The sequence below is a fragment of the Streptomyces sp. NPDC107765 genome, assembly GCF_055657085.1.
Genome location: NZ_JBVKBL010000009.1, coordinates 65,407 through 89,118, shown reverse-complemented (window position 1 = coordinate 89,118; position 23,712 = coordinate 65,407). Strand labels below are relative to the sequence as shown.

The 23,712-nt window shown below is 69.3% G+C and carries 25 protein-coding genes and 1 pseudogene; 10 read left to right on the top strand and 16 right to left on the bottom strand.

From position 1 onward, the window contains the following. Positions 1-54 precede the first annotated feature (54 nt). The 8 genes from ACZ7MX_RS22530 to ACZ7MX_RS22495 form a co-directional block, all read right to left on the bottom strand. Complete coding sequence (locus tag ACZ7MX_RS22530) at positions 55-735, bottom strand: response regulator (RefSeq protein WP_472134713.1); 681 nt, start codon at positions 733-735, stop codon at positions 55-57. Next, the gene (locus tag ACZ7MX_RS22525; RefSeq protein WP_472134711.1) at positions 732-1,943 is read right to left on the bottom strand and encodes a sensor histidine kinase; all 1,212 of its coding nucleotides are present in this window, start codon (positions 1,941-1,943) and stop codon (positions 732-734) included. Before ACZ7MX_RS22525 ends, ACZ7MX_RS22530 begins: the two co-directional genes overlap by 4 nt. Before the next feature lie 127 nt (positions 1,944-2,070). After that, positions 2,071-3,243, bottom strand: coding sequence for an NAD(P)/FAD-dependent oxidoreductase (locus tag ACZ7MX_RS22520; protein ID WP_472135087.1), 1,173 nt, complete (start codon positions 3,241-3,243; stop codon positions 2,071-2,073). An 8-nt stretch (positions 3,244-3,251) separates the two neighbouring features. Continuing rightward, on the bottom strand, positions 3,252-3,446 hold the full coding sequence (locus ACZ7MX_RS22515) for a ferredoxin (RefSeq protein WP_472134709.1): 195 nt from the start codon (positions 3,444-3,446) through the stop codon (positions 3,252-3,254). 42 nt (positions 3,447-3,488) lie between these two features. Continuing rightward, positions 3,489-4,691 (bottom strand): cytochrome P450, encoded by a 1,203-nt coding sequence (locus tag ACZ7MX_RS22510; RefSeq protein ID WP_472134707.1) that lies wholly within the window; start codon positions 4,689-4,691, stop codon positions 3,489-3,491. Then, positions 4,688-5,332, bottom strand: coding sequence for a DUF3159 domain-containing protein (locus ACZ7MX_RS22505; RefSeq protein WP_472134705.1), 645 nt, complete (start codon positions 5,330-5,332; stop codon positions 4,688-4,690). The genes ACZ7MX_RS22510 and ACZ7MX_RS22505 overlap by 4 nt, the downstream gene beginning before the upstream one ends. Positions 5,333-5,641: 309 nt before the next feature. Further along, positions 5,642-6,673: a zinc-binding dehydrogenase gene (locus ACZ7MX_RS22500; protein WP_472134703.1), complete on the bottom strand. Its 1,032-nt coding sequence runs from the start codon at positions 6,671-6,673 to the stop codon at positions 5,642-5,644. Between the two features lie 114 nt (positions 6,674-6,787). Beyond that, a complete protein-coding gene (locus ACZ7MX_RS22495) occupies positions 6,788-6,991 on the bottom strand; it encodes a hypothetical protein (protein WP_472134701.1) in 204 nt (67 codons plus the stop codon). 177 nt (positions 6,992-7,168) lie between these two features. Between ACZ7MX_RS22495 and ACZ7MX_RS22490 the strand changes: the two genes are divergently transcribed. The 3 genes from ACZ7MX_RS22490 to ACZ7MX_RS22480 are packed head-to-tail and all read left to right on the top strand — an operon-like array spanning position 7,169 to position 9,956. Next, positions 7,169-7,897, top strand: a complete 729-nt coding sequence (locus ACZ7MX_RS22490) for an ImmA/IrrE family metallo-endopeptidase (protein WP_472134699.1) — start codon at positions 7,169-7,171, stop codon at positions 7,895-7,897. 10 nt (positions 7,898-7,907) lie between these two features. Then, positions 7,908-9,131, top strand: coding sequence for an MAB_1171c family putative transporter (locus tag ACZ7MX_RS22485; RefSeq protein ID WP_472134697.1), 1,224 nt, complete (start codon positions 7,908-7,910; stop codon positions 9,129-9,131). A 9-nt stretch (positions 9,132-9,140) separates the two neighbouring features. Then, positions 9,141-9,956, top strand: a complete 816-nt coding sequence (locus ACZ7MX_RS22480; RefSeq protein WP_472134695.1) for a methyltransferase domain-containing protein — start codon at positions 9,141-9,143, stop codon at positions 9,954-9,956. An 86-nt stretch (positions 9,957-10,042) separates the two neighbouring features. Here ACZ7MX_RS22480 and ACZ7MX_RS22475 read toward each other — a convergent pair whose 3' ends face one another. Beyond that, a complete protein-coding gene (locus ACZ7MX_RS22475) occupies positions 10,043-11,026 on the bottom strand; it encodes an amidohydrolase family protein (RefSeq protein WP_472134694.1) in 984 nt (327 codons plus the stop codon). Positions 11,027-11,153: 127 nt separating this feature from the next. Beyond that, on the bottom strand, positions 11,154-11,870 hold the full coding sequence (locus ACZ7MX_RS22470) for an SDR family NAD(P)-dependent oxidoreductase (protein ID WP_472134692.1): 717 nt from the start codon (positions 11,868-11,870) through the stop codon (positions 11,154-11,156). Positions 11,871-12,042: 172 nt separating this feature from the next. On the opposite strand from ACZ7MX_RS22470, the gene ACZ7MX_RS22465 reads away from it, so the two are divergent. Then, the gene (locus ACZ7MX_RS22465; protein WP_472134691.1) at positions 12,043-13,146 is read left to right on the top strand and encodes an Lrp/AsnC family transcriptional regulator; all 1,104 of its coding nucleotides are present in this window, start codon (positions 12,043-12,045) and stop codon (positions 13,144-13,146) included. A 40-nt stretch (positions 13,147-13,186) separates the two neighbouring features. Here ACZ7MX_RS22465 and ACZ7MX_RS22460 read toward each other — a convergent pair whose 3' ends face one another. Further along, the gene (locus tag ACZ7MX_RS22460; protein ID WP_472134689.1) at positions 13,187-13,996 is read right to left on the bottom strand and encodes a LysR family transcriptional regulator; all 810 of its coding nucleotides are present in this window, start codon (positions 13,994-13,996) and stop codon (positions 13,187-13,189) included. Positions 13,997-14,063: 67 nt separating this feature from the next. Here ACZ7MX_RS22460 and ACZ7MX_RS22455 point away from each other — a divergent pair, with 67 nt between their 5' ends. Together ACZ7MX_RS22455 and ACZ7MX_RS22450 are read left to right on the top strand one after the other, a co-directional pair. Further along, positions 14,064-14,960, top strand: a complete 897-nt coding sequence (locus tag ACZ7MX_RS22455; protein WP_472134687.1) for an NAD(P)H-binding protein — start codon at positions 14,064-14,066, stop codon at positions 14,958-14,960. Beyond that, entirely contained in the window at positions 14,957-15,646 is a 690-nt protein-coding gene (locus tag ACZ7MX_RS22450; protein WP_472134685.1) for an SDR family NAD(P)-dependent oxidoreductase, read from the top strand. The genes ACZ7MX_RS22455 and ACZ7MX_RS22450 overlap by 4 nt, the downstream gene beginning before the upstream one ends. A gap of 90 nt (positions 15,647-15,736) precedes the next feature. Here ACZ7MX_RS22450 and ACZ7MX_RS22445 read toward each other — a convergent pair whose 3' ends face one another. The 4 genes from ACZ7MX_RS22445 to ACZ7MX_RS22430 are packed head-to-tail and all read right to left on the bottom strand — an operon-like array spanning position 15,737 to position 19,324. Next, positions 15,737-16,933, bottom strand: coding sequence for an ABC transporter permease (locus ACZ7MX_RS22445; protein ID WP_472134683.1), 1,197 nt, complete (start codon positions 16,931-16,933; stop codon positions 15,737-15,739). Then, positions 16,930-17,613, bottom strand: a complete 684-nt coding sequence (locus ACZ7MX_RS22440) for an ABC transporter ATP-binding protein (RefSeq protein WP_472134681.1) — start codon at positions 17,611-17,613, stop codon at positions 16,930-16,932. Before ACZ7MX_RS22440 ends, ACZ7MX_RS22445 begins: the two co-directional genes overlap by 4 nt. Beyond that, positions 17,610-18,689, bottom strand: a complete 1,080-nt coding sequence (locus ACZ7MX_RS22435; RefSeq protein ID WP_472134679.1) for an efflux RND transporter periplasmic adaptor subunit — start codon at positions 18,687-18,689, stop codon at positions 17,610-17,612. The genes ACZ7MX_RS22440 and ACZ7MX_RS22435 overlap by 4 nt, the downstream gene beginning before the upstream one ends. Then, positions 18,686-19,324, bottom strand: a complete 639-nt coding sequence (locus ACZ7MX_RS22430; RefSeq protein WP_472134677.1) for a hypothetical protein — start codon at positions 19,322-19,324, stop codon at positions 18,686-18,688. Before ACZ7MX_RS22430 ends, ACZ7MX_RS22435 begins: the two co-directional genes overlap by 4 nt. Positions 19,325-19,458: 134 nt before the next feature. Here ACZ7MX_RS22430 and ACZ7MX_RS22425 point away from each other — a divergent pair, with 134 nt between their 5' ends. From ACZ7MX_RS22425 to ACZ7MX_RS22415, 3 genes are read left to right on the top strand one after another with little or no spacing between them, the layout of a single operon-like run. Continuing rightward, entirely contained in the window at positions 19,459-20,148 is a 690-nt protein-coding gene (locus ACZ7MX_RS22425; RefSeq protein WP_472134675.1) for a response regulator, read from the top strand. A 7-nt stretch (positions 20,149-20,155) separates the two neighbouring features. Continuing rightward, entirely contained in the window at positions 20,156-21,589 is a 1,434-nt protein-coding gene (locus ACZ7MX_RS22420; RefSeq protein WP_472134673.1) for an ATP-binding protein, read from the top strand. Then, positions 21,586-22,086, top strand: coding sequence for a GerMN domain-containing protein (locus ACZ7MX_RS22415; RefSeq protein ID WP_472134671.1), 501 nt, complete (start codon positions 21,586-21,588; stop codon positions 22,084-22,086). The genes ACZ7MX_RS22420 and ACZ7MX_RS22415 overlap by 4 nt, the downstream gene beginning before the upstream one ends. A 100-nt stretch (positions 22,087-22,186) precedes the next feature. On the opposite strand, the pseudogene ACZ7MX_RS22410 reads toward ACZ7MX_RS22415, so the two are convergent. After that, a pseudogene (locus tag ACZ7MX_RS22410) lies at positions 22,187-22,384 on the bottom strand (DUF6234 family protein); the annotation flags it as partial. A 191-nt stretch (positions 22,385-22,575) separates the two neighbouring features. Here ACZ7MX_RS22410 and ACZ7MX_RS22405 point away from each other — a divergent pair. Then, the gene (locus ACZ7MX_RS22405) at positions 22,576-23,619 is read left to right on the top strand and encodes a hydroxymethylglutaryl-CoA reductase (RefSeq protein ID WP_472134669.1); all 1,044 of its coding nucleotides are present in this window, start codon (positions 22,576-22,578) and stop codon (positions 23,617-23,619) included. Positions 23,620-23,712: the final 93 nt, after the last annotated feature.

The following is a 23,712-nucleotide window of genomic DNA, read 5'->3' as shown; positions in this document are numbered from 1 at the left end:
GCTTGTGGGTTCGCTCCCTGGCGCCGAAGTCGTCGTGCTCGTGGACGCGTGGTGTCACTGCTGGTCATGGGGCTCGGGGCGGGCCAGCCCGGTCTGGTAGGCGATGACGACGAGTTGGGCCCGGTCGCGGGCGCCGAGTTTGGTCATCGCTCGGTTGGCGTGGGTTTTGGCGGTGACGGGGGTGACGAAGAGCCGCTGGGCTATCTCGTCGTTGGAGAGGCCGGCTGCGACCAGGGTGACCACCTCGTGCTCCCGCGGAGTGAGGGTGGCCAGTTGCGGCAGGGCGTGCCGGCCGGGCGGGGCGGGTTGGGCCAGGAAGCGGGCGATCAGGGCCTTGGTGGCGACCGGGGACAGCAGGGAGTCCCCTGCGGCCACCACCCGGATGGCATGGAGTAGTTCGTCGGGGTTGATGCCCTTGCCGAGGAAGCCGCTCGCACCGGCGCGGAGCGCCTCGGCCACGTATGCGTCGTTCTCGAAGGTGGTCAGGATCAGGATCTTCACGCCGGCGAGGTCCTCGTCGTCGCTGATGCGTTGGGTTGCGGCGAGGCCGTCGAGGTCGGGCATGCGGATGTCCATCAGCACCAGGTCGACGTGGTGACTGCGGGCCAGTGCGACGGCCTCGCGTCCCGTCGCCGCTTCGGCGACGACCTCCATGTCGGGGGTGGAGTCGATGAGCATGCGGAAGGTTCCGCGCAGGAGGGCCTGGTCATCGGCGAGCAGGACGCGGATCGTCATGAGGTCAGGTCCTTACGGTCGGCGCGCAGCGGCAGTTCGGTGTGGATGCGGAAGCCTCCGGTGGGGCGGAGGCCGGCGGTGAGGGTGCCGCCTGCGGCCTTGGCCCGCTCGCGCATCCCGATCATGCCGTGGCCCGTGCCGGACGCCGGGCCGGCAGCGTCGTCGCCGCTGACTTCCGGTGCGCCGGGGCCGTCGTCCTCGACGGTGATCCGCAGGACGTCGAGACGGTGGTCCAGGTGGATGCGCACCGCAACGGGGCCTGCGTGTTTGCGGGTGTTGGTCAGGGCTTCCTGGATGATCCGGTAGGCGGCGAGGTCGGTGAGGGGCGGCAGCGGCACCCCGGTTTGCCGACCGGTCCGTTCGAGGGTGAGGTCAAGTCCGCTGTGGCGGAAGGAGTCCAGCAGATTGCCGAGCCCGGCGAGGCCGGGCGCGGGCTCGCGCGGCACGGTCTGGTCATCGCTGTGGCGCAGGACTCCTACGGTGGCGCGCAGCTCGTCCAGTGCCGTCCGGCTGGTGTCGCGGATGCGTTCGAGGGCCTGGTAGGCGTGGTCGGGGTCGGTGCGCATCAGGTGGTGGGCGACGCCTGCCTGGGCGTTGACCAGGGTGATGTGGTGGGCGACGACGTCGTGGAGTTCCCGGGCGATGCGCAGGCGTTCTTCGGTGACGCGTCGGCGGGCCTCCTCCTCCCGGGTGTGCTCGGCCCGTTCGGCCCGTTCCAAGGCACCGGCGAAAAGCCGACGGCGGCTGCGGGCGGCGTCGCCGCTGGCCACCGCCAGGCACATCCCGGCGATCACGGCCAGATGCTGCCAGAGGTTCTCCAGTCCCGGCTCGCGGATCAGCGACGCGGCCAGGAGCACCGTGGTCACGCAGGCGGCGAGGCGCCGGGCGAAGCGTCGGTCGGACCGCAGGGCCACGGCATGGACCGCGACCGCGGTGGGGATGGGCGAGGCCCCGGGGAAGGAGAAGAGGAGGATCTGGGCGATGTTGACGGCCACCGTCGCCGCGACCACCTGGGCCGGCCGGCGGGTGCGGGCGACCAGCGGCACGCAGGCGAGCGCCAGGCCGCCTACGGACCACGCGATCGGGCTCTGGTGCCGGTAGGCGGTGCCCGCCGCCACGGGGGCGGACAGGGCGAAGCAGCTGAGTGCGACGGTCAGGTCGGCCACCCGCGGCCAGGCCCGCAGCCGCCCTATGGGCCGGTCGATCATGTGCACTCCTTCAGCGTACGCAGCCCCGTCCGTGTCCGGGATCTGCGCACCGGCCGGGCTCCGCACCCGGATCACGTCCTGGGTGCGGAGCCCGGCCGGTGCGGCGCCCTCGGTCCGGATGCGGGAGTCAGGCGACGGCGGGCTCGGTGAGGCGGCCGCGGTACCGGAGCAGGGCGCGCGGGCTGTTCCAGCCGAGCGCGCCGACGACCCGGCCGCCTGCGTGGTAGAGGGCGACGAACCTGTCTGAGTGCAGGTCGCCGTCGACGACTTGGATGTCTGCGCCGGACGGGCACCAGCCATGGATCTGGATCTTCGTGTCGTAGTGGTCGGTCCAGCCGAACGGCACCGGGGCGTAGGGCAGGGCGCAGCTCGGACCGGCCAGCAGGTTCGTGGCGGCGGTGACGGCTTGTTGGGTGGCGTTGGTGCGTTGTTCCAGCCGGATCCGGCCTCCGGCGGTGGGGTGCGGCCAGTTGGCGATGTCTCCGGCCGCGTACACGCCGGACACGGCTCGGCAGGTGGGATCGCACAGCACCCCGTCGCCCAGTGGGACCCCGGAGTCGGCCAGCCAGTCGGTGGCCGGTGCCGAGCCGATGGCGACGACGACCACGTCGGCGGGCAGCCGGGTGCCGTCGTCGAGAACCACCGCGGTGACCCGGCCGTCGTGGCTGCTCATGCCGGTGACCTGGCGGCGCATACGTACGCCCACCCCGTGGTCGCGATGCAACTGTGCCACCAACTCGCCTATTTCAGCGCCCACTTGCCGGGCCAGCGGGGTGGGCTCGACGTCGACGAGGATGACCTCCAGGCCGAGGCCGCGTGCGGTGGCGGCGATCTCGCTGCCGAGGAATCCGGCGCCGATCACCACCACCCGGGGCCCGGCCAGCAGCTGGGCGCGCAGCGTCAGCGTGTCGTCGAGGGTGCGCAGCACATGCACGCCGGCCAGGTCGTGGCCGAAGGGCAGACGGCGGGGGCGTAGCCCGGTGGCGATGATCAAGCCGTCGTAGTCCACCGTGTCCCCGTCGTCCAAGGTTACGGTGCGGGCCACCGGGTCCACCCCCGTTGCCCGGTGGCCCAACTTCAGGTTGAGCCCCAGGGATTGGATGTTCTGCTCCGGACGCAGGGTGGCCTTGTGGGGTTCCCAGTCGCCGGCCAGGATCTGCTTGGACAGCGGTGGCCGGTCGTAGGGGGGCCGCAGTTCCTCACCGACCATGGTGAGCGTGCCGGTGAAGCCCTGGCGGCGGAGGGTCTCGGCCGCAGTCAGGCCCGCGGCCGACGCGCCCACCACGACGATGCGGTCCATGGTGGACACTACTTCTCCACCTCGATGGCCAGCGCGGGGCAGCGGGCGGCGGCGTCCTCTACCTCGGCCAGCAGCTCCTGCGGCGGGGCGGAGGCGAGCAGGACGACGATGCCGTCCTCATCGCGTTGGTCGAAGACCTCGCCGGCAGCCAGCACACACTGCCCGGCCCCGACGCACTTGTCCTCGTCAACGGTGATCTTCATGGGACATCTTCCTCTGCAGGTCGTTCGATGAGGCGGCGCGGATTACCAGGTCACGGGCAGTTCATGGACGCCGTAGACGATCATGTTGTCGCGCATCGGCACCTGCTCCGCCGGCACCGCAAGTCGCAGGGTGGGGAACCGGTCGATCAGGGCGGTCAGAGTTGCCTTCATCTCCACCCGGGCCAGCTGCTGTCCCAGGCACTGGTGAACGCCGTGGCCGAACGCCAGGTGCGGGCTGTAGGGCCGGTGCACGTCCAACTGCTCGGGGTCGCCGGTGAAGTGCTCCGTATCGCGGTTCCCCGACGGCAGACAGGCCACCACTGTGGAACCTGCCGGGATCCGGTGGCCGCCCAGCTCCACGTCCTCCAGGGCGGTGCGGCGCACGCCGTACTGGATGACGCTGAGGTAGCGCAGCAGTTCCTCCACGGCGCCGTCCATCAGGGAGGGATCGGCGCGCAGGGCCTCCCACTGACCGGGGTTCTGCAGCAGGCACATGGTGGCCAGCGCGATCATGTTGGCCGTCGTCTCGTGCCCGGCCAGCAGCAACAACACCCCGACACCGGCCAGTTCCTCGTCGGTCAGTTCGCCCGACTGCACCAGACCGCTGAGGATGTCATCGCCGGGTTCGGTCCGCTTGGCGAGCGCGAGTCGGCCGATGAACTGACCCAACGCCTGCTGGGCTTCCTGGAGTTCCTCGGGGGTCGCGTCGATCCGGATGAGTGTGGCGGAGTTGCGTTGGAACTGCTCACGGTCGGCGTAGGGCACTCCGAGCAGTTCGCAGATCACCAGCGAGGGGATCGGCAGCGCGAAGGCCTGGACGAGGTCGACCGGGCGGCCCTCAGCGGCGGCCAGCGCGTCCAGGTGCTCGGCGACGATCTTCTCCACCGCGGGGGTCAGCTGCCGCATCCGGCGCACGGTGAACTGACCGGTGAGCAGCCGGCGGAACCGGGTGTGCTCGGGCGCGTCCATCATGATGAACATCCCCGGCGCGGGCGGCGGCACCGGAGCGTCGCCCGCAAGGGCGCCACCGGTCCGCAGCTGGCGACGGCGGGAGCTGAACCGCGGATCGGCCAGCACCGCCCTCGCCTCCTCATACCCGGTGACCAGCCAGCCCCGCAGACCATCGGGCAAGGTCACCTCCGCAACGGGGCTCTGCTCCCGCAGCGTGCGGTACTCCGACGGGGGATCGAACGGACAGGTCCGCGCCATCGGCTGCGTCGTGGTGACGGGCTGCGCTTCGGTCATGACTGGGAAGTCCTTTCCAGACAGTGAGAACGGTGGGATACCTCGATGCCCAAGGAGCTGGGAGCCTCGCCGGTGCCCACGGGGCCGGGAGCCCCGCAGCGGTGCGTTCCGACACAGCGCCGGTAGACGCGCCACCCCAGCAGTGCGCCGAGTGCGAGCACGACCGGGCCGAAGACGTCGACCGAACCCAGCGCGACCACCTGACCGGACAGGAACAGCGGAAGCTGGACCGCCAGCATCGCCAGATGCCCGACGAGCATCACCAGGTTGCCTTTGACGAAGGCCCGCCGGCGCACCGCACACCGCCGCCACGTGGTCCGCTCCCCCGTGATCAGCCCGACCATCAGGCCCATCGGCGGCCATCCGAGCAGCAACAGCACCGGCGTCACCACCGCCATCGCGCAGTGGATCACCAGTCCGGGAAGGAAGAAATCCGTGGCCTGACCGCTGCGGGCAGCCAGCACTCCCCCGACACAGATCAGACCCAGGGCAGCCAGCGCGCGCCGCACGGCTTCACCACGCACCAACCGGTAGACGCAGACCCCTACGCCGGCCCCGACGGCCAGTGCGAGGGCGACGACGACCCGGTGCGTGACAGCAATCCCCACGGTGAAGCCGAAGACAGGCGCGACATCGATCACGGTGTCGCGCAGTCGACGGCGGATCACGTCTCCGGTGACGTCCTCATGGCCTTGAGTGACCTCCTCATGGTCTGAACCAGGATCCATGCTGCTCCCACCCCTCGACGCGCGACGTCCGTTCGGCCGCTTGGGCACTGACTACGGTGCCGTGTGACGGCACGGCTGTCGTCGCGCGTCCGCAGACACTTGACGTGCTGCGAACGCAGTAGACGACTGACAGACCTGCTGCGAACGCAGACATCGGCTGAAGCCGGAGCCGGGTGAGCGGGAAACCGGGTCGTTGAGGACCGCGTAGGGGGCGGGTAGTGCTTACGCGCCCGCCTGGTCGAAGTGGATCAGAGGCTTGATGATGCCTCCCTCTTTCGAAGCCATCATCTGGAACGCCCGCTCGATCTCGTCGAAGCCGAACTCGTGCGTGGTCATGGGCGTGGGATCGACCTTCCCGGTCTCCATCAACCGGAAGATCCGCCGAAGCCACCCCCGGCCTCCACGGTTGAACCCACCGTAGACCTGCTTGTCGGACATGCCGTAGCCGAACGGCTCCAGGGGGACCCGCAGCGGCTCAGGCGCCTCGCCGTGGTACCCGACGTTGGAAATGCGCCCGCCCGGCTTCGTGACCCGGAAGGTCGCCTCCCAGGTCTGCGGGGTTCCGAGCGCCTCGATGGCGGCGTCGACGCCCTGGCCGTCCGTCAGCTCCAGGATGCGCTCGACCGGATCGCACCGCGTGTAGTCGACGATCACATCGGCGCCGAAGCGGCGGGCGAGTTGCTGACGCGCGGGAACCGACTCGACGGCGATGATCAGGCCCGCGCCACGCAACCGGCAACCGATCGTCGCCGACAGACCCACCGCACCCTGGGCGAAGACAGCGACCGTCTCGCCCAGTTCCAGTTCCGCGTGCTCGGCGGCGACGAACCCGGTGGAGAGCATGTCGGTGGCGTACAGCGCCTTGTGATCGGAAAGCCCGTCGGGGATCGGCGCGAGGTTGGCCTGGGCGTTGTTGACGAGAAAGTACTGAGCGAGGGTCCCGTCCCGCCGGTTGGTGAACTGGGCGCCGCCCAGCATCTGCCCACGGCACTGCGAGGAGAACCCGCGCTGGCAGGAATCGCACTGGAAGCAGGGCGTGATCCCGGCCGCCGCGACCCGCTGGCCCTCGACCAGTCCCTCGACGGCCGAGCCGAGCGCATGCACGACACCGACCGCCTCATGACCCAGTGCCACATCCGGAGCGACCGGAATCACGCCCCTCATGATGTGCACATCGGTCGTGCACACCAAGGCCGCCGTGGTGCGGACGACCACGTCATTGGGTCCGGGTTCGGGAATCGGCTTGTCGATCACGCCGACCTCGCCGACCTTCCGCAGGACAAACGCTCTCACGATGGCTTACCTGCCGTCCGGTGCGGGTGACTGACTCACCTCATCGCCTTTCCCGCCAGAGCACGCCCCACGGTCTCAGCGCGGCATCTGCCACCCGTTCGGGCGCAATGGCACACCGCCCGCACCCTCGCGGCGACGGGGCACCCGGCCGGACCAGGGGCGCCGTTGGGCCATCACATGGGAGGCGAATTCGCGGGCCTTGTCCTCGTCGATATTCGGCCAGTTCACCCCGATGGGCCGGCGGAACGACAGCACCTGACCGGGCAGTTCGCTCGCCATACTGTCCCCCGCTTGGATGCCCCCAGCAGCTCACCCGAAGATCTTCAAGAGGGTGCAACGAGCGAGCAAACAGTCACCCCAAGCAAGGTCAGCAGTACGTCTGTTGAGCATGGGCAGCAACAGGCCGAGCCGTTCTCGCCCTTTCGCGGCTCCCGGTTCGGGTGACGAGGCAGAGGCGTGCGCACCCCGGCACAGCCGGATGTCATCGCGCGGGTGACGCGCACCGCCGGTGCCGCGACGGGTCCGGGCTCGCCGCGCGGCATGCGGCGCCGACCACCGACGGGAAGCGGCCGCCTTGCTGCGACCGCCCTCGGAGCCGTTTGGCAAACTGCTAAGGAGGTGGCCATGCGCTACGAACATGACGTCCACTTCCACCGGTGTCCGATCGAAGGGCAAGGCGACACCATGACCACACGACAGGTACGCAAACGGTGTCAGGCGCTCGTCAAGACGCTCGACCTACCCCGGCCGTTTTCCGTCGATGCATTCGTCAAGGGGCTGTCGGTGCGGCGGGGGCGGCCGATCCGGATCCACACGGTGTCGATCGGGGCCGCCATCAACGCCTGCGGGTTGTGGATCGCCACCGAGGCCGGTGACAACATCTACGTCGAGGAGAAGACCACCAAGTTCCATCAAGAACACATCATTCTCCATGAAATCGGGCACATCCTGTGCGAACACGGCCGCAGCGACCGGGAGTTCCACGAGGTGCTCGCCATACTGCTGCCCAGCATCCGGCCCGAGATGATCAGCCGGCTCCTGGGCCGTAGCAACTACACCGACGAGCAGGAGCGGGAAGCCGAACTCGTGGCCAGCCTGATCTACTCCGCCGCGGGGATCCTCACGCCCTCACCGTCGACGGGGGTGCGGGGCAAGCTGGAGGCCGCACTCGGGATCCGGGAGTAGGGACCAGACCATGAGCACACTTTCCCTCTACGAACTCGGTTCCCGGGTCGAGCTTTCGGGCGCGTTGGCGCTGTGGCTGGTGATCATCCTGCGGCTGCCTGCCGCCCGCCACTCCCATCAGCAGAAGATGTTGCTGCTCGCCGTGGTCGGGATCGCCGGGTCGATCACCGTCTACCTCGACCCGGTCACCGCGGCGTTGAACCAATCCCTCACCTTCGCCCAGAGCTGCGGGTTGTTCATGAACGCCTGGGGCGTCCTCAGCTCGGCCCTCATCCTCGATTTCGTCCTCGCGGCGATGTCCCGGCGCCGCCCGTGGCTCATCTACGGCCCCATGGTCGTCACCATCGCCGCGCTGATCGCACTGAACTTCACCATCGCGCCGCACGCCGGCTGCGTCACGACGCAGGCCGTCCCGTGGTACAGCCCCTTCTGGTGGATTCTGGTGGCAGCGCATCTTGTCGGCACGGTCCCCTGCGCCGTGCTGTGCGTGCGCTACGGCCGCCAGGCCCATGACGACCGGCCTTTGCGCACCGGCCTGTTGCTGCTGGCCGCCGGCTTCACCTCATCCTCCCTGTTCTGGTGCGTCGTTCTGGCCTTCCTCCTGGCACGCCCCGCCTGGCTGGGCGCACTGTTCCCGCTGAACATCGGCGTCACCGCCTGGCTGATGACCGCAGGGGTCTGCCTGCCCCTGGCGCTGACCATCCGCCGCGCGGCCCGCGACGCACGCGCCCTGTGGCGCCTGAGTCCCCTGTGGCGTGACCTGACCGAAGCCGTTCCGCACGTCACCCTGGAGAGGCCCCACCGGCGGATCCGTGCAGTGGTGGGCAGCCCGCAGGCAATCCGGCTCAGGCTCTACCGCCAGGTCATCGAGATCCTCGATGTCCTGCTCGTCCTGCAGGATTACGTGCGGCCCGAGGTGGTGGAGCGCGCCCGACACCACCTCACCGAGCACGGTGTTGCCGAAGAACACCTCGAACCGGCCGTCACCGCGTGCTGGCTGCAGAGCGCCCTTCAGGCCGTGGCGGCCGCAGGCACTGCCGAATCGAACCCGCTCACGCCCGTCAACCTCAAGGACGACGGGCTCCGCAGCGAGAGCGACTTCCTGCTCGCCGTCCTGCGAGCTCGCACACTTCCCGCCGTCCGCTCTTTCGTCCACTCCACCGCCGCATCCGCGCCCTCGCCCGCCATGCCGGAGGGACACGATCACCACACCTCGACCACAACCACCACCTAGGCGATCTTCATGACACAGCACCCCGCCACCACAGCCCCCTACCGCACCGGCATGCTGAGCAACCAGGCCCCCCACGAACGTGAACGTCTTCAGTCCATCCAGCACAGCGTCGATGCGTTCACCATCAAAGTCCTCCAGGCACTTCCCGTCGAAGCCTCCTTCAACTGCCTGGAACTGGGTGCGGGCGCCGGCTCCATCGCCTACTGGCTCGCCGCACACTGCCCCCAGGGACGTGTGGTCGCCGTAGACCTCGACACCCGGCACCTCGACGCCCACCACGCCACCAACCTGGAAGTCCAGGAAGCCGACATCACCGCTGAGGACTACGCGCCTGGCAGCTTCCAACTCATCCACGCCCGCTACCTCTTGTGCCACCTCCCCCAGCGCGACGAGGTCATCGCGCGAGCCACCCGCTGGCTCGCCCCCGGCGGATGGCTCGTCATCGAAGAGCCCTACCACCTGCCGGCCGACACCTCACCTTCTCCTCTCGTCCAGCGCATCCTGACCGCCTATCAGCGCACCTACCGCGACAACGGCGCAGACATGACGTGGGCACGGGGCCTTCCCTCCCTGCTCGCCCGCAACGCTCTGGACGAGGTGTCCTTCACCGGAAACCTCGGCCACATGGGCGGTGGGCTCGCCAAGGACCGCTGGCTGCCCCTGATCACCCAGGCAGCCCCCGCCATGCTCGCTGACGGCCTCATCACCCCAGCCGACCTGACGGAATTCACCACCCTCCTCGAAGACCCGGCGTTCATCGACATCCCCCAAGTCACCATCGCCGCATGGGGCCGGCGCCCCGAAGAGGCCGCGAGCACGCACTGAGCCGACCGCCGACCTGCCTTGGCCTCCCCCTGCGACACCGGCAGGGGGAGGCCAAGGCGTGCCGGAACGCTGCTGTCAACCGACCTCTAGAAGTCAATGCCGTACAGGGATGCCGCGTTGGCCGACGAGAACTGCCGGCGTTCCGCGTCCGATGAGAAGTGATGCAGGAAGGCATCGATCTCTTCTCTGGTGGGCCGTTGGAAGGGGTAGTCGGTCGAGAAGATCAACCGGTCGACGGTGGTGACGGACAGCGCGTGCTGCAGGAGGGCCGGGTTGAGCATGCCGGACGTGGTGATGTGGAAGTTCGACCGGACGTAGTCCGATACGGATCGCTCCAAGCCGGCGATGCGGGAAAGGCTGTCGGCTCGGTCGAGCCAGAACAGCAGCATCTCTCCCCAGTGGCCGAGCACGATCTGAAGGTCGGGATGACGGTCGAACGTGCCTCGCAGGATCAGCCGGAGCGCCGCGGTGGCGGCGTCCAGGTGCCAACCCCAGCCGAAAGTGGCGAGGGCGAGGTCCGTCATGGGGTCGAATCCGCGATATGAGGCGTCTCGGACTGCCTTGGAGGGCAGCTGCGGGTGGAGGAACACGGGCTGGCCGAGTCCTGATGCGGCGGAGAAGAAGTCGTCGTAGGCGGGGTCGTCGAGGAAAAGGTCGCCTGCTCGGCCGTGGACCATGCTGCCTACGTGCCCCATGCCCGCGGCCCTTTCCAGCTCGCCCGCGACGTCCTTCGGTGACGACATGGGCAGCGTGGACAACGATCGGAAACGGGTCGGATTCCGGGCGACGGCTGCCGCGGCCATATCGTTCGCAGCGCGGCTCAGCGCCAGTGCCTCCTTGGGCGGCAGCGGCTGAACTCCCGGCGGTGTCAGGGCGAGGATCGACACGTCGATGCCCTGAGCGTCCATGGCGGCGATGCGGCCGGCTCCCATGTCCTCCAGACGTTCCTGATTGTCGCCCCACTCGTTCAGGACAAGGCTTTCCTCAGGGTGCGGCAGAGCACGTAGGGCGGACGTCACGTCCGGCATGGTCCAGTGTTCTTCGACTGCGATGAGAGGCGTAGTCGTCATCCTTGGCGATCTCCTGTGCGTCGGCCACGTCCGGCGAAGGGCAATGAGGGCTGGGTCATGGGGAGTGATGAGGCCGCTGGCGATGCCTGCTGTTCGTCCGGCCGTCCGCAAGGGCCGTCGGCCGGGCTTACCAGGGCACTGTCCGACCCGAGCGGTCCAGGTATGCCGGACCGGGCGTGCCCAGTCGGGAGAGCAGGACGTCCACCAGCAACGGGACGCTCTCCTCGACGCTGAACGGTGCGTCCGGCCCACCGAGCGCGGTGCGGATCCAGCCCGGCGCCAGGAGGACGACGGCGCGCTGCGTCTCGGCCTGCCGGATCGCGAAGCTGCGCAGGAACATGTTCAACGCCGCTTTGCTTCCCCGGTAGACCTCGCGGCCGGCGGTCGTGTTGTTCGTGATGCTGCCCTGCCCGGAGGACATCGCTCCGATGAGTCCGGTAGGGGAGACGAGGTCTTCGAGCGCCTCGATGACGCGCAGGGGGCTGAGAGCGTTGGTGATCATCACCTCGACGAAATCGGCTGTCGGGACCGCGCCGATGGGCGTCTGCTCATTGTTCGTGGTGCCCGCGTTGACGAAGAGCAGGTCGAGCTCGCGTTCCGCAAGACGCTCGTGCAGGGGCGCAAGGTGGTCGGGCTCAGTGATGTCGAGATGCTCGATGGTGACGCGCCCCTCGGCCCGTTCGGCGAGATCGTGCAGGGGCGTTCGCGCAGCAGGGTCGCGGACCGTGCCGATGACGCTCCAGCCCCTGCCGAGGAATTCGGCCGCCATCGCGTGGCCGAGGCCGCGCGAGGCCCCCACGATGAGAGCGGTCCGCGTTCGCTGCCCCATGACAGTCGATGACATCCAGCGTCATCTCCGTTCCTTGTGTCGTGAGCCCACTGCGTGCGTCCTTCGCCGAGACCGCCTGGGGGGTCGGACGGTGACGCTGCTGTGGCTCCTCATCGGTACGGGACGAGTCTGTTTGCCGTGCTGCCGCAGGCGCGAGCCACACCGGCCCGTTCATAGGATTCCCCCTATGACTGGTGCATCGATGTCTGAATCCTTCGTCATGCAGCCCGACGATGTGCGGATCATTCGGGCGCTGCAGGTCGCTCCTCGGGCCTCCTTCGCCTCGATCGCGGTCGCGCTCGGCCTCACCGAAAGCGCCGTCAACCGCCGGTATCGGCGCCTGTGCGCCGACGGCGTCATCCGCGTCGCCGGCGTGGTCAACCCGGGAGCGTTGGGACAGAGCAGATGGCTGGTACGACTACGCTGCCGGCCCGGCAGCGTCGCAGCGATCGCCGGCGCACTCGCCAAGCGCGACGATGTCAACTGGGTGGCCGTGGGCGCAGCAGGCTGCGAAGTCACCTGCGCGACCCAGTCACGGACTCAAGCGCAGCGCGAAGAACTGCTCGGTCAACGGCTTCCGCGCACCGCGGCGGTGCTCGACATCAACGCCTTCGCCATGCTCCGCCAGTTCATGGGAGGCCGCGGCCACTACTGGGCCGCACTGCACGGCGTGCTGTCCCCGGAACAGGAAGCCATGCTCGGGAGCGACGGCCCGCCTTTCACGGAGTCCCCGGTCGTCACCGGCGACTCCGTACGCCTCGCCGCCGAGGACGAGAAGATTCTCGACGCGCTCGCCGCAGACGGTCGCGCCAGTCTCGTCGACCTCGCCGCGGCGGCGGACTCCACGCCGGGCCGCGTATCCCGCCGCCTTCACGCCCTGCTCCGGCAACGCGTCGTCCACATCGACGTCGAGATCGCCGCAGCCGCCTTGGGCTATCACGCGCGGGCGAACCTGTGGCTGCGGGTGCATCCGTCAGCGGTGAAGAACGTCGGCCGCACGCTCGCGCAAGAACCCGAGATCGCCTTCGCCGCGGCCATCTCCGGTCCCTACAACCTCCACGCCGTCGCACACTGCCGAGACTTCGACGAACTCTTCGAATTCACGTCGGACCGCATCGGGTCCCTGCCCGGCCTGCAAAGCATGGAGGTCTCACCCGTTCAACAGCACGTCAAGCAGGCGGGCACGCTACTGTCCGGCGATCGCCTCGTCGGGCCCGAGAATCCTCCCGAGAGGCCACGGGACGGTTCGGACCGCTCACCCACGCGCGGCCGGACAGGCAAACGTTCGTGAGACACAGGCGGCCGAGGGCGGCCGCGCGGCACGTCTCCGCTCAGGCACGCCGCAGTGTCGCGGTGGCGATCTCGATGAAGTCGCGCAGCAGCCTCTCGCGCCGACCCTCGGTGACCGCCAGGCAGGTCTCGATCCCCGGCGCGTCCGTGACGGGGAGATGGACCAGGTCGGGGCGGGCGTAGGACCGCGCGACGCTCAGCGGGATGAGGGCGATGCCGTGCCCGGAGGCGATGAGCTCGAACTTCTCCTCAAGCGACCACGTCCGCCGCTTGGGTACGTCGAGCATCCGCTCGCCGTCGAGGTCTGCGGAGGTGAGCTCCGGGCGACCCGCCAGGGGATGTGTCGCGGGCATGCAGGCGACCCTGGGATCGTGACCGATGGGAATGATGCGCAAGCCCGATTCGTCGAACTGCCGCCGCAGATAGCCGACTTGGGCCCGCCCGTCCCGAAGCGGCCGGTCCGGCTCCCACCAGCTCGACGGGACGACGTCGATCTCGACGTCCGCATGGCGCGAGGTGAACGCCCGGATCGCCTCCGATACCGGCAGCCCCGGCGAGAAAGCGACCACCAGCCGTTGGACACCCTGGTCGACGTCGTGGACACGGCGGACCGCCGCGGCGACCGACGGAAGGACCTGCTGCGCCTCCTCGTAGAGCTGTTTGCCGGCGGCGGTCAGCTCCACACTGCGGGTGGTCCGTAACAGCAGTGTGCACCCCAACTCCTGCTCCAGGGACTTGATTTGGCGGCTGAGCACCGGCTGGGCGATGTAGAGCTGTTCCGCCGCACGGCCGAAGTGCCGGTGCTCGGCCAACGCGGCGAAGTAGCGGAGCTTGCGAAGATCGAGATCCATACCCTGAAGGTATCAATGGTCGGGAAGGGTATTGGACGCCGCGAACGGCCGGCCCGAGACTCGAAGCATGATCGTCATTACCGCTCCCACCGGCCAGATCGGCGGCCGGCTGCTGGACATCCTCCTCAACGACACCCGCACGCGCGGCGAAGAGCTGCGCGTCATCGTGCGTGACCCCGGAAAACTCCCCGACGCGGTCCGCGCCCGGGTCGACGTCGTCACCGGCTCGCACGGCGACGCTGAGGTCGTCGACCGGGCCTTCACCGGCGCGGACGCCGTCTTCTGGCTGGTTCCCTCACACTCACAGGCGCCGAGCCTGGACGCCATGTACTCCGGGTTCACCCGTGCTGCCGCGAAGGCGTTCACGACCCATGGAGTCGGGCACGTCGTCGGCGTCTCGGCGCTCGGCCGGAACACCCCCGTCGCCGGCCGCGCCGGGCACGTGACGGCATCGCTGGCCATGGACGACCTCATCGCGGGTTCGGGCGTGGCCTACCGGGCGCTCGCCAACCCCACCTTCATCGACAACCTGCTGTGGCAGGTGCCCTCGATCCGCGACCACGGCGTGTTCACCGAGACCGTCGCCGCCGACCGCACGGCACCGAGGGTCGCCACCCGCGACATCGCCGCGGTCGCCGCCGGCCTCCTGCTCGACCGCACGTGGACGGGGACGGGCGAGGTCCCGGTGCTCGGCCCCGAGGACCTTTCGCCGAACGACCTGGCGCGCATCATGTCCGACGTGCTCGGCCGCCCGATCCGCTACGAACGGCAGACGCTCGACGACTTGCGCCACGCGCTCACGGGGCGAGGCATGGGGGACGCGCTCGTGCAGGGCTACGTCGACATGATGCGGGCCAAGGGCGACGGCCTCGACGACGGGGTACCGCGCACCCCGCAGACCGCGAGCCCCACGACCTTCCGCCAGTGGTGCGAGCAGGTCCTCAAGCCGGCGGTCCAGGCATGAGCGCCAAGACCGCCCTGATCGTCGGGGCGTCCCGAGCCCTCGGGCTCGCCCTGGTCACCGAGTACGTACAGCGGGGCTGGGACGTCATCGGGACCGTCCGGGGCGATCGGCGCACCGGCCTCCACGACCTGGCCGAGGCATCCGAGGGACGCGTCACCGTCGAGTCGCTGGACATGACCGAGCCGGAGCAGATCGCCGCGTTCCGCGAACGCCTGGCGGACCGCACCCTGGACCTGCTGTTCGTCAACGCCGCCATCGCGCGGGACAACGTTCCCGTGGGCGAGGTCCCCACGGAGGTGTTCGTCGAGGTCATGGTCACCAATGCGCTCAGCCCGATGCGGGTGGTCGAGTCCTTCCGCTCGCTGGTCGCGCCGACCGGGACCATCGGGGTCATGTCCTCACGTCAAGGCAGCCTCAGTCTGAACACCAGAGGCGGTCACGACGTCTACCGCGCCAGCAAGTCCGCCCTGAACCAGCTGATGTGCAGCTACGCCGCCCGGTACGCCGATGCCGGACACACCCTGCTGCTCCTCTGCCCCGGCCACGTCCGCACCCAACTCGGCGGTCCCGCCGCACCGTTGACCATCGACCAGTCCATCCCTGGCGTGGCGGACACGATCGACCGCCACAGCGGCGAACCGGGTCTGCAGTTCCTCAACTACCAGGATCAGCCCGTGCCCTGGTAACCCTCGCAGGAGCGCCCCGGCCAGGAGGCACTGTCCGCGAGGTTGGCAGGCGAAGTGAGTGCCGGAATTCCCCCGTTGCCGAGGAGGGACTCACGTGGCATGGAGCGCCACCGTCGGATGCAGACGGGAAGCGCGGATCGCGGGGTAGAGGCCGGCCAGGGCGCCGATGAGGAGTGTGGCGGCCATACCGCCGCCGAGTGACCACGGGGGGACGACGACCGCCCAGCCCTGCCCCATGGCGAAGGCAGCGGTCGCCGCGGCGCCGAGGGCCGCGCCCGCGAGGCCGCCCAGCGCCGAGAGCAGGAGTGACTCGGTGACGAATTGCAGCCGGATGGCGCCCTTGGTGGCGCCGAGGGCGCGGCGCAGGCCGATCTCCTGTCGGCGTTCCAGTACCGAGATGACCATGGTGTTGGCCACGCCGACGCCGCCGACCAGGAGGGCGACCGCGCCCAGGCCGAGCATCAGGTGGGTGAGGCCCTGGTCGGCGGCTGCCTTGGCCGCCAGTGCGTCGGACGGGCGGGAGACCTTCACGGACTGCTCGTTGCCGGGCATGACCGTCCGTGCGAGCACGGTGCGCACGTCCTCGACCGAGGCGTCCGGGGACCGTTCCAAGACGGTCGTGGGGTGTCCGTCGAACCGGAGGTACTTCTGTGCGGCCGGGAAGCCGACCAGGGCCACCCGGTCGAGGTTGGGGACGAGTTCGACGGGGCGGAGGATGCCGATGACCACGACGTAGTGGTCGTTCATCATGATCTTCTCGCCGGGTGCGGTGATGCCCAGTCGCTGGGCAGCGACGGCGCCGAGGACGGTGACCGGGAGCTGCTCAGCGGCGCGGTCGAGCCAACGCCCCTTGGATGTCCGGGCATTGAGCGTGGTCAGCAGGTCCGTTCGGGCGGCCTGTGCGGTCACTCCGGTCGGCTGGTCCTCGGGAACCACGTCACTGCGGCGGATCCGGGCGTCCACCTGCGCGAGGGCGGTGGCTCGTTGCACCGGGCCGATCCGCTCGACCATGGCCTCCGCGTTCTTCGGAAGCTTCACGTCCTGGCCCAGGGCGTCCTTGCCGGCCTCGGCGGTGAGCAGATTCGTTCCCAGCCGGTCGAGCCGCCCCATCAGGTCGGCCCGGCTGGAGCTGGACAGGCCGACGACCGCGACCATCGTGGCGATGCCGATCGCGATGCCGAGGCCGGAGAGCACGACCCGAGCACGACGGACGCGCAGGCCGACGGCGCCGCTGCGCAGGATGTCGGCTCCCGCGAGGCGAACGGGTTTGAGTGCGGGCCCGGTCATGCGGCGGCCCCGGAGCGGTCGTCGCGCACCACTGCGCCGTCCCTGACGCGGATGTGCCGGGGCAGGGACGCGGCGATGTCGTTGTCATGGGTGATCACGCAGATCGTGGTGCCCGACGCCTGGCACTCCCGCAGGAGTTCCATCACTATCCGGCCGGACGCGGTGTCCAGGGCGCCGGTGGGCTCGTCGGCGAGCAACAGGTCGGGCTCGCCGACGAGAGCACGGGCGATGGCGACGCGTTGCTTCTCGCCGCCGGAGAGCTCGTGCGGCCGGTGCGAGAGCCGGTGGCCGAGGCGGACCCGGTCGAGCGCGATCCGGGCCCGGGCGCGGCGTTCCTTGCGCGGAACGCCCGTGTAGAGCAGGCCGTCCGCGACATTGTCGACCGCGTCCCGGCCGGGGAAGAGGTGGAAGTGCTGGAAGACGAAGCCGATGTGGCGGGCCCGCAGCGCGGACAGCCGGCTGTCGGACAGTGCGCCCACGTCGTGACCGGCCACCCGGACCGTGCCCGAGGTGGGCAGGTCGAGGGTGCCGATCAGGTTGAGCAGGGTCGACTTCCCGGAGCCGGACGGGCCGACGATGGCGAGGAGTTCGCCCGGTTCGATGCGGAGGTCCACCCCGCGCAGGGCATGGACGTCTCCGGGGTAGGACTTGGTGACGGCCTGCAGTTCGATGACGGTCATTGCTTGGCCACTCCCACCGTCATCCCCTCGGCGAGGCCGCCGCCGCTGACCTCGATGCGTCCGTCTGCGGTCATGCCGGTGGTGACCCGCACCATCCTGGTGGTCCGGCCCTGGACGACTTCCAGTCCGTAGCCGCCGTTTTCGCCGCGCAGGGCGACGACCGCCTCGACCGGTACGGTCAGCACGTTCTTGCGGCTCTCGCTGATGAACTTCACGCTGGTGGTGGCCTTGGGATCCTCGGAGGCCAGGGCGGTCCGGGGGTGGTCGAAGGTGATCTCCACCGTGATGCCCTCCTGGCTCGGTGCGGCGGAGCCCTCCGGGGCCTCCGGCCGTACGGTCCCGGCCACCTTGCCGGTGGCGGTCCGGCCGCTGGGCAGGGTGAGTTCGACCTTGGTGCCGGGCCTCGTCAGGGCCGTTTCGTTCTGGTCGAGTGGGGCCCGTACGACCGGTCTGGTGGAGGCCACGGTCACTACGGCCTTGTCCGGGCCGATCTGGTCGGCGAGTGCGGCATCCGCCGATACCACCCGCACCGTGCCGGGCTGGAAGACGACGTCTCCCCTGCCGACCCGGCCGTCCGGGTTCTCGATGCCGAGGGATCTCTGCCAGCTCTTGACCGCGGCTTCGGTGCCCTTGTCGTAGCGGGTGTCGACGTACAGGCCGGCGCCGAATCCCAGGTCGCGGAGGTTGCGCTCCAGCTGGAGGACGTCGGGCCCCCGGTCACCGACCTTCAACGCCCGGAACGCCGGCGTCGGCCCGTACATCAGGATCACCGGCCGGGCGTCCCGCTCGTACAGCCGCTGTCCGGTCCTGACCGTTCGGCCTTCCTCGGCGGCCTTGGTGACGGTCCCCTCCACCGGCGACTTCACCGTGCGCCGTTGTGCGTAGTCGAGGTGTCCGTCGACGGTCTTGCTCTGTACCAGGTCGGTGCGGGTGATCTCGGTGGTGGCCGGCGGCAGGTCGTTCCTTGTGTCGGCCGGTGCGTCGTGGTCGCCGGCCGCGATGACCAAGGTGCCGGCGCCGAGCGCGACGGCGGCCGTCACCGCGCCCGCTGTCATCAGCGTCGTGCGGCGCTTCACTGCATGCCGTCCAGGCCGTCCAGCAGCTTGTCCTTGCATGCCTGACGGGCGCGCTTGTAGGCGGGAGATCCGGTGTCGATGGACGAAGCGACCGGGTTGGGGTCACCGCCGGGTATTACGTTGCCGCCGGACATCGTGGGGTTGGCGAATTTCGAGACGCCGTGCTTGCGCATGCATGTGGCGTGCGACAGCAGTGATTCGTACTCCGTCTGCACATCGCGCTTCGGCTCCAGACGCATGGCAGCGGACATCTCCTTGCCGCAGACGCCGTTCTTGCCACCCTTGGACGCCTCTTCGTTCCCGGGTTTCTGAGCGATCTGGTCGATCTTCGTCCAGTCGAGGTAGCCGCTGATCTTCGGGTCGGGGAAGTCCTCGATGCCGGCCTTCCCCCGCATGCACTGCACGTACTTCATCTGTGCGTCGTAGAAGGCCCCCTTGTCACCCGTGCCAGGCTGCTTGTCCGAACTCTTGCTGTCGGCCGGGGCATCACCGGGAACGGAGGCGACCTCCTTGCCGGCCCCCGGCCCGCCGTCCTCTCCACCGCAAGCGGCGGAGAGGACCAGGACGGGAAGGGTGACAAGTGCCGCCAGGCGGTGGCGGCGGCGGGCGGTTGGGGATGACGTGCGGATGTCCATGCCCACCACGCTCGGCCAGTCACGTCATCAACCGTGGATGCCTGGATGATGGGGAGGTAACAATCGGCCGCGGACCGCGAATCCCCCGGCCGACCCGGTCTGACATGGGCAAACGCTCCCGCATAATCGTGGGCATGCCGCATGTGCTGCTCATCGAGGACGACATCTCGGTACGCGACGGGATGGAACTCGTACTGCGCCGACACCACTACGACGTATCCGTCGCCGGCACCGGGGAGGAGGCCCTTCCGCTGCTGGCCGGGCCACCCGGGAAACCGGTCGAGCTCGTCGTGCTCGACCTGATGCTGCCCGGAATGGACGGGTTCGAGGTCTGCCGCGCGATCCGGGCCCGCAGCACCATCCCGGTAATCATGCTCACCGCACGCGGCGACGACCAGGACATCGTCACGGGCCTCGAAGCGGGCGCCGACGACTACGTCGTCAAACCGGTCACCGCCCGGGTGCTCGAAGCCCGTATCCGGGCGGCTTTGCGCCGCGCCGAGCCGGTGCCCGATTCCCGGCCGGGAGAACACCACGGCGGGCTCGTCATCGACCGGGCCGCCCTGACCGTCACCAAGCTGGACACTCCGGTCCCGCTCCCGCCGATGGAGATGCGGCTGCTGCTGGAACTGTCGTCCGCGCCGGGCCGGGTCCTGAGCCGCGAGCAACTCCTGGCATCGGTCTGGGACCTCGACTACCTGGGCGACTCACGACTGGTGGACGCCGCCGTGCGCAGGCTGCGCACCAAGATCGAGGACCTGCCCGCCAAGCCCCGCTACATCCAGACCGTGCGGGGCTTCGGCTACCGCTTCGGCCCCGTGTGACGCACCGATGAGACGCCTCCGGGTCCCTACGGGCGGGCTGCGCACCCGACTCGTGGTCGCCTTCGTCCTCGTCACCCTGATCACCGCGGTGACCGCGACCGCCCTCGCCTACCGCGAAGCCCGCAACGCCGTGCTGGAACGGGCCCAGCACGCGATCCAGACCGACTTCCGCAACCGGGTCGGCGAAGTCGCCGCCGACCTGGACATCCCCCCGGACCACGACACCCTCAGCCGGTTCACGACGAGCGTCGCGCACGGCCTCGGCGATGCCGTCGTCGTGGCCCGGTACCACGACCTGACGGCCACCTCGGATACCCGCGCGGACCAGTCACGGATCAGCCCCGAGCTGCGGACCGCGGTCAGAACCACCGGCCGGATGCGTTTCCAACGCGTCGAGCGGCAGGGCCAGCCCTATGTGGTGGTCGGGGCTTCCGTGGCCTTCGACACCGGGCGCACCTCCGATCTCGACGTCTTCACCATCGCCCCGCTCAGCGCCGAGGAAGAGGACATCGCCGTACTGCTGACGACCGTACGCGAGGGACTCATACCCGTCGTCCTGCTGGCGGCGGTACTCGCCCTGCTCGCCGCCCGCACCGTGCTGCGGCCCGTACGGGACCTGGGCCGGGCCACCCGGATGCTCGCCGCGGGTGAACTCTCCGCCCGGGTCGCGGTCAAGGGCCGGGACGAACTCGCCGAACTGGCCGACACCTTCAACCACACCGCCGAGAGCCTGCAGAGCTCCGTTGCCGAACTGCGGGCCCAGGAAGCGCGCGCCCGCCGCTTCGTCGCGGACGTCTCCCACGAACTGCGCACCCCGCTCGCCGCGATGACCATGGTCTCGACCGTGCTGGACGAGGACGCCGACCAACTGCCGCCCGACTCCGCCCAGGCCGCCCGCACGGTCAGCGCGGAGATCGCCCAGCTCACCCGCCTCGTGCAGGACCTCATCGAGATCTCCCGCTTCGACGCCAAAACCGTCTCGCTCGACGCCGCGGAGACCGACCTGGCGGAGCTCGTCCGCTCGACGCTCACCCGCCGAGGCTGGACCGACCAGGTGCACACGGACCTCCCCGACGGGATACGGGCGCGGGTCGACCGTCGCCGGATCGACGTCGTGGTGGCGAACCTCGTCGGCAATGCGCTGCAGCACGGGGAGCAGCCCGTCACCGTGGTGCTCCGCGTCACCGGCCACGACGTCACACTGGAGGTGACCGACCGCGGCCCCGGACTGCCCTCCGAGGCGTTGCCGCACGTCTTCGACCGCTTCTACAAGGCCGACACCGCCCGCAGACGGTCCGAGGGCAGCGGCCTCGGCAGCGCCATCGCCCTGGAGAACGCCCACCTGCACGGTGGCACCCTCACGGCCGCCAACCGGGCCGGCGGCGGCGCGGTCTTCACCCTCCGACTGCCCGCCGGCAACCCTCCCGAGGAGGTGCGATGAGAGGCACACGCACCGTGGCCGCCACAGTCCTGCTTCTGCTGTCGACAGTCGCCGGTTGCGGCATCAGGCCGACCGGAGTGATCGACGCCGGTGAGCCCGTGACCGGCCTCACCAAGGGCATGCGGATCTACTTCGCCTCCGACACGGGCCTTCGTGGTGTCTCACGACCCGACGTGAAGGTGCGCTCCCTCAGCGCCGTCGTCAAACTCCTCATCGCCGGCCCGAACGCATCGGAGCAGAAGAGCGGACTCACCAACCTCGTCGCGTTCGACGGCTCGTACCAGGTATCCGGAAACGGCCACCGCGTCACCTTGGAGGCGCCGGACTCCCACCTCTCCGCCGACGCACGGCTTCCCAACGGACAGTTGGTGTGCAGCCTGGCCCGCGCACAGGCCACCCTCCACCCCGAGGTCCGCCCGGACGACGTCCAGGTGACCCTTCGCGCCGGCGGCGATTCCCTCGGCCCGTACGCGTGCTCCTACTTCCTGCGGAATTGAGGGACTCTGCTTTCCGGTTCTCTGGTGTCTGGACTTCTGGTGTCTGAACCTCTGGTGTCTGGACCTCTGGTGTCTGGACCTGGGTGAGGAGGAGCGGCAGCCCCTGCTCAGCAGTTCGCGCCCGCTCCCAGTCGCCCTGCGCCGCCCACACCTCCATACCGAGGCCGAACATCCAGTCCAGCACGAGCCACGCGGTCTCCAGCAGGAACAGCGGAATCGCGAGGGCGAGGTCCACGCCCCGACGGGTCCGGTGCGACCAAGGGCGCCAGCCTCTCGACGCCGGAAGGGAGTTCGTCATGGCTGCAGGCTCCCGAGTGCGGTAGTGATGCGCATCCGACCCCGAGGGGGATTCACACCGTGCGGAAACCGGTGTGCCTCATGATCCACGGCACTCTACGCTGCTGCGGACCGACCGCGGAGTCGGGACGCGTGCGACCGGACCCGTGTTCCGGCGCCTCGCGCCATCCGCCAGACGACGGGAAATGCACGATGAACGACATGCACGGCATTGCCGGGGTCCCCATGAGGTGGGTGGGACCACTGAAGATCTCGGGAAATGTAGCGACCACGGAGACCGAAGTCCCGCTCGCCACCTACGAGTCGCCTCTGTGGCCTTCCGTGGGGCGCGGCGCAAAGATATCCCGGCAGACCGAGCGCGGTATCGTCGCCACCCTCGTCGACGAACGGATGACCCGCTCGGTGCTCGTCGAAGCCGAAGACGCACAGACCGCGTACGCAGCCGCCCGCCGGCTCGACGCGCAGTTCGACGACTTGAACAAGATCGTGCGCGCCTGCAGCGGATTCGCCGAACTGGTCGGCATCCGGCACGAGATCGCGGCCAACCTTTTGTTCATCCGGTTCGAGTTCACCACCGGCGACGCGTCCGGCCACAACATGGCGACGCTCGCGGCCGACGCGCTCTTGGCGCACATCCTGGAAAACATTCCGGGAGTTTCCTACGGATCGATTTCCGGGAACTACTGCACCGACAAGAAAGCGACCGCCGTCAACGGAATCCTGGGTCGTGGCAAGAATGTGGTAACCGAACTGCTCGTGCCGCGCACCGTAGTTACCGAAATGCTGCACACCACGGCCGCCAAGATAGCAGAGCTGAACGTGCGCAAGAATCTGATCGGAACGCTGCTCGCCGGCGGCATACGCTCGGCCAACTCGCACTACGCGAACATGCTGCTCGCCTTCTACCTGGCCACCGGCCAGGACGCGGCAAATATCGTCGAAGGCTCACAGGGTGTGACCGTGGCCGAGGACCGGGAGGGTGACCTCTATTTCTCGTGCACCTTGCCGAACCTGATCGTGGGCACGGTCGGCAACGGCAAGGATCTGGACTTCGTCGAGGCCAATCTGACGCGGCTCGGCTGCCGGGCCGAGCGCGAACCGGGAGAGAACGCACGCCGACTCGCCGTCCTCGCGGCCGCCACGGTGCTGTGCGGCGAACTCTCCACCATGGCCGCGCTGACGAACCCGGGCGAACTCATGCGCGCGCACCTCCACTTGGAACGCAAGCAGGGTTAGTACTCCAGCAGCGGTGCGCGCCCTGAGCCCGTTCTCCTGACGCTGTGACAGGCCACTTCGGTGGTTCCTGCTCGGTCGGGCCGCGAGCACCAC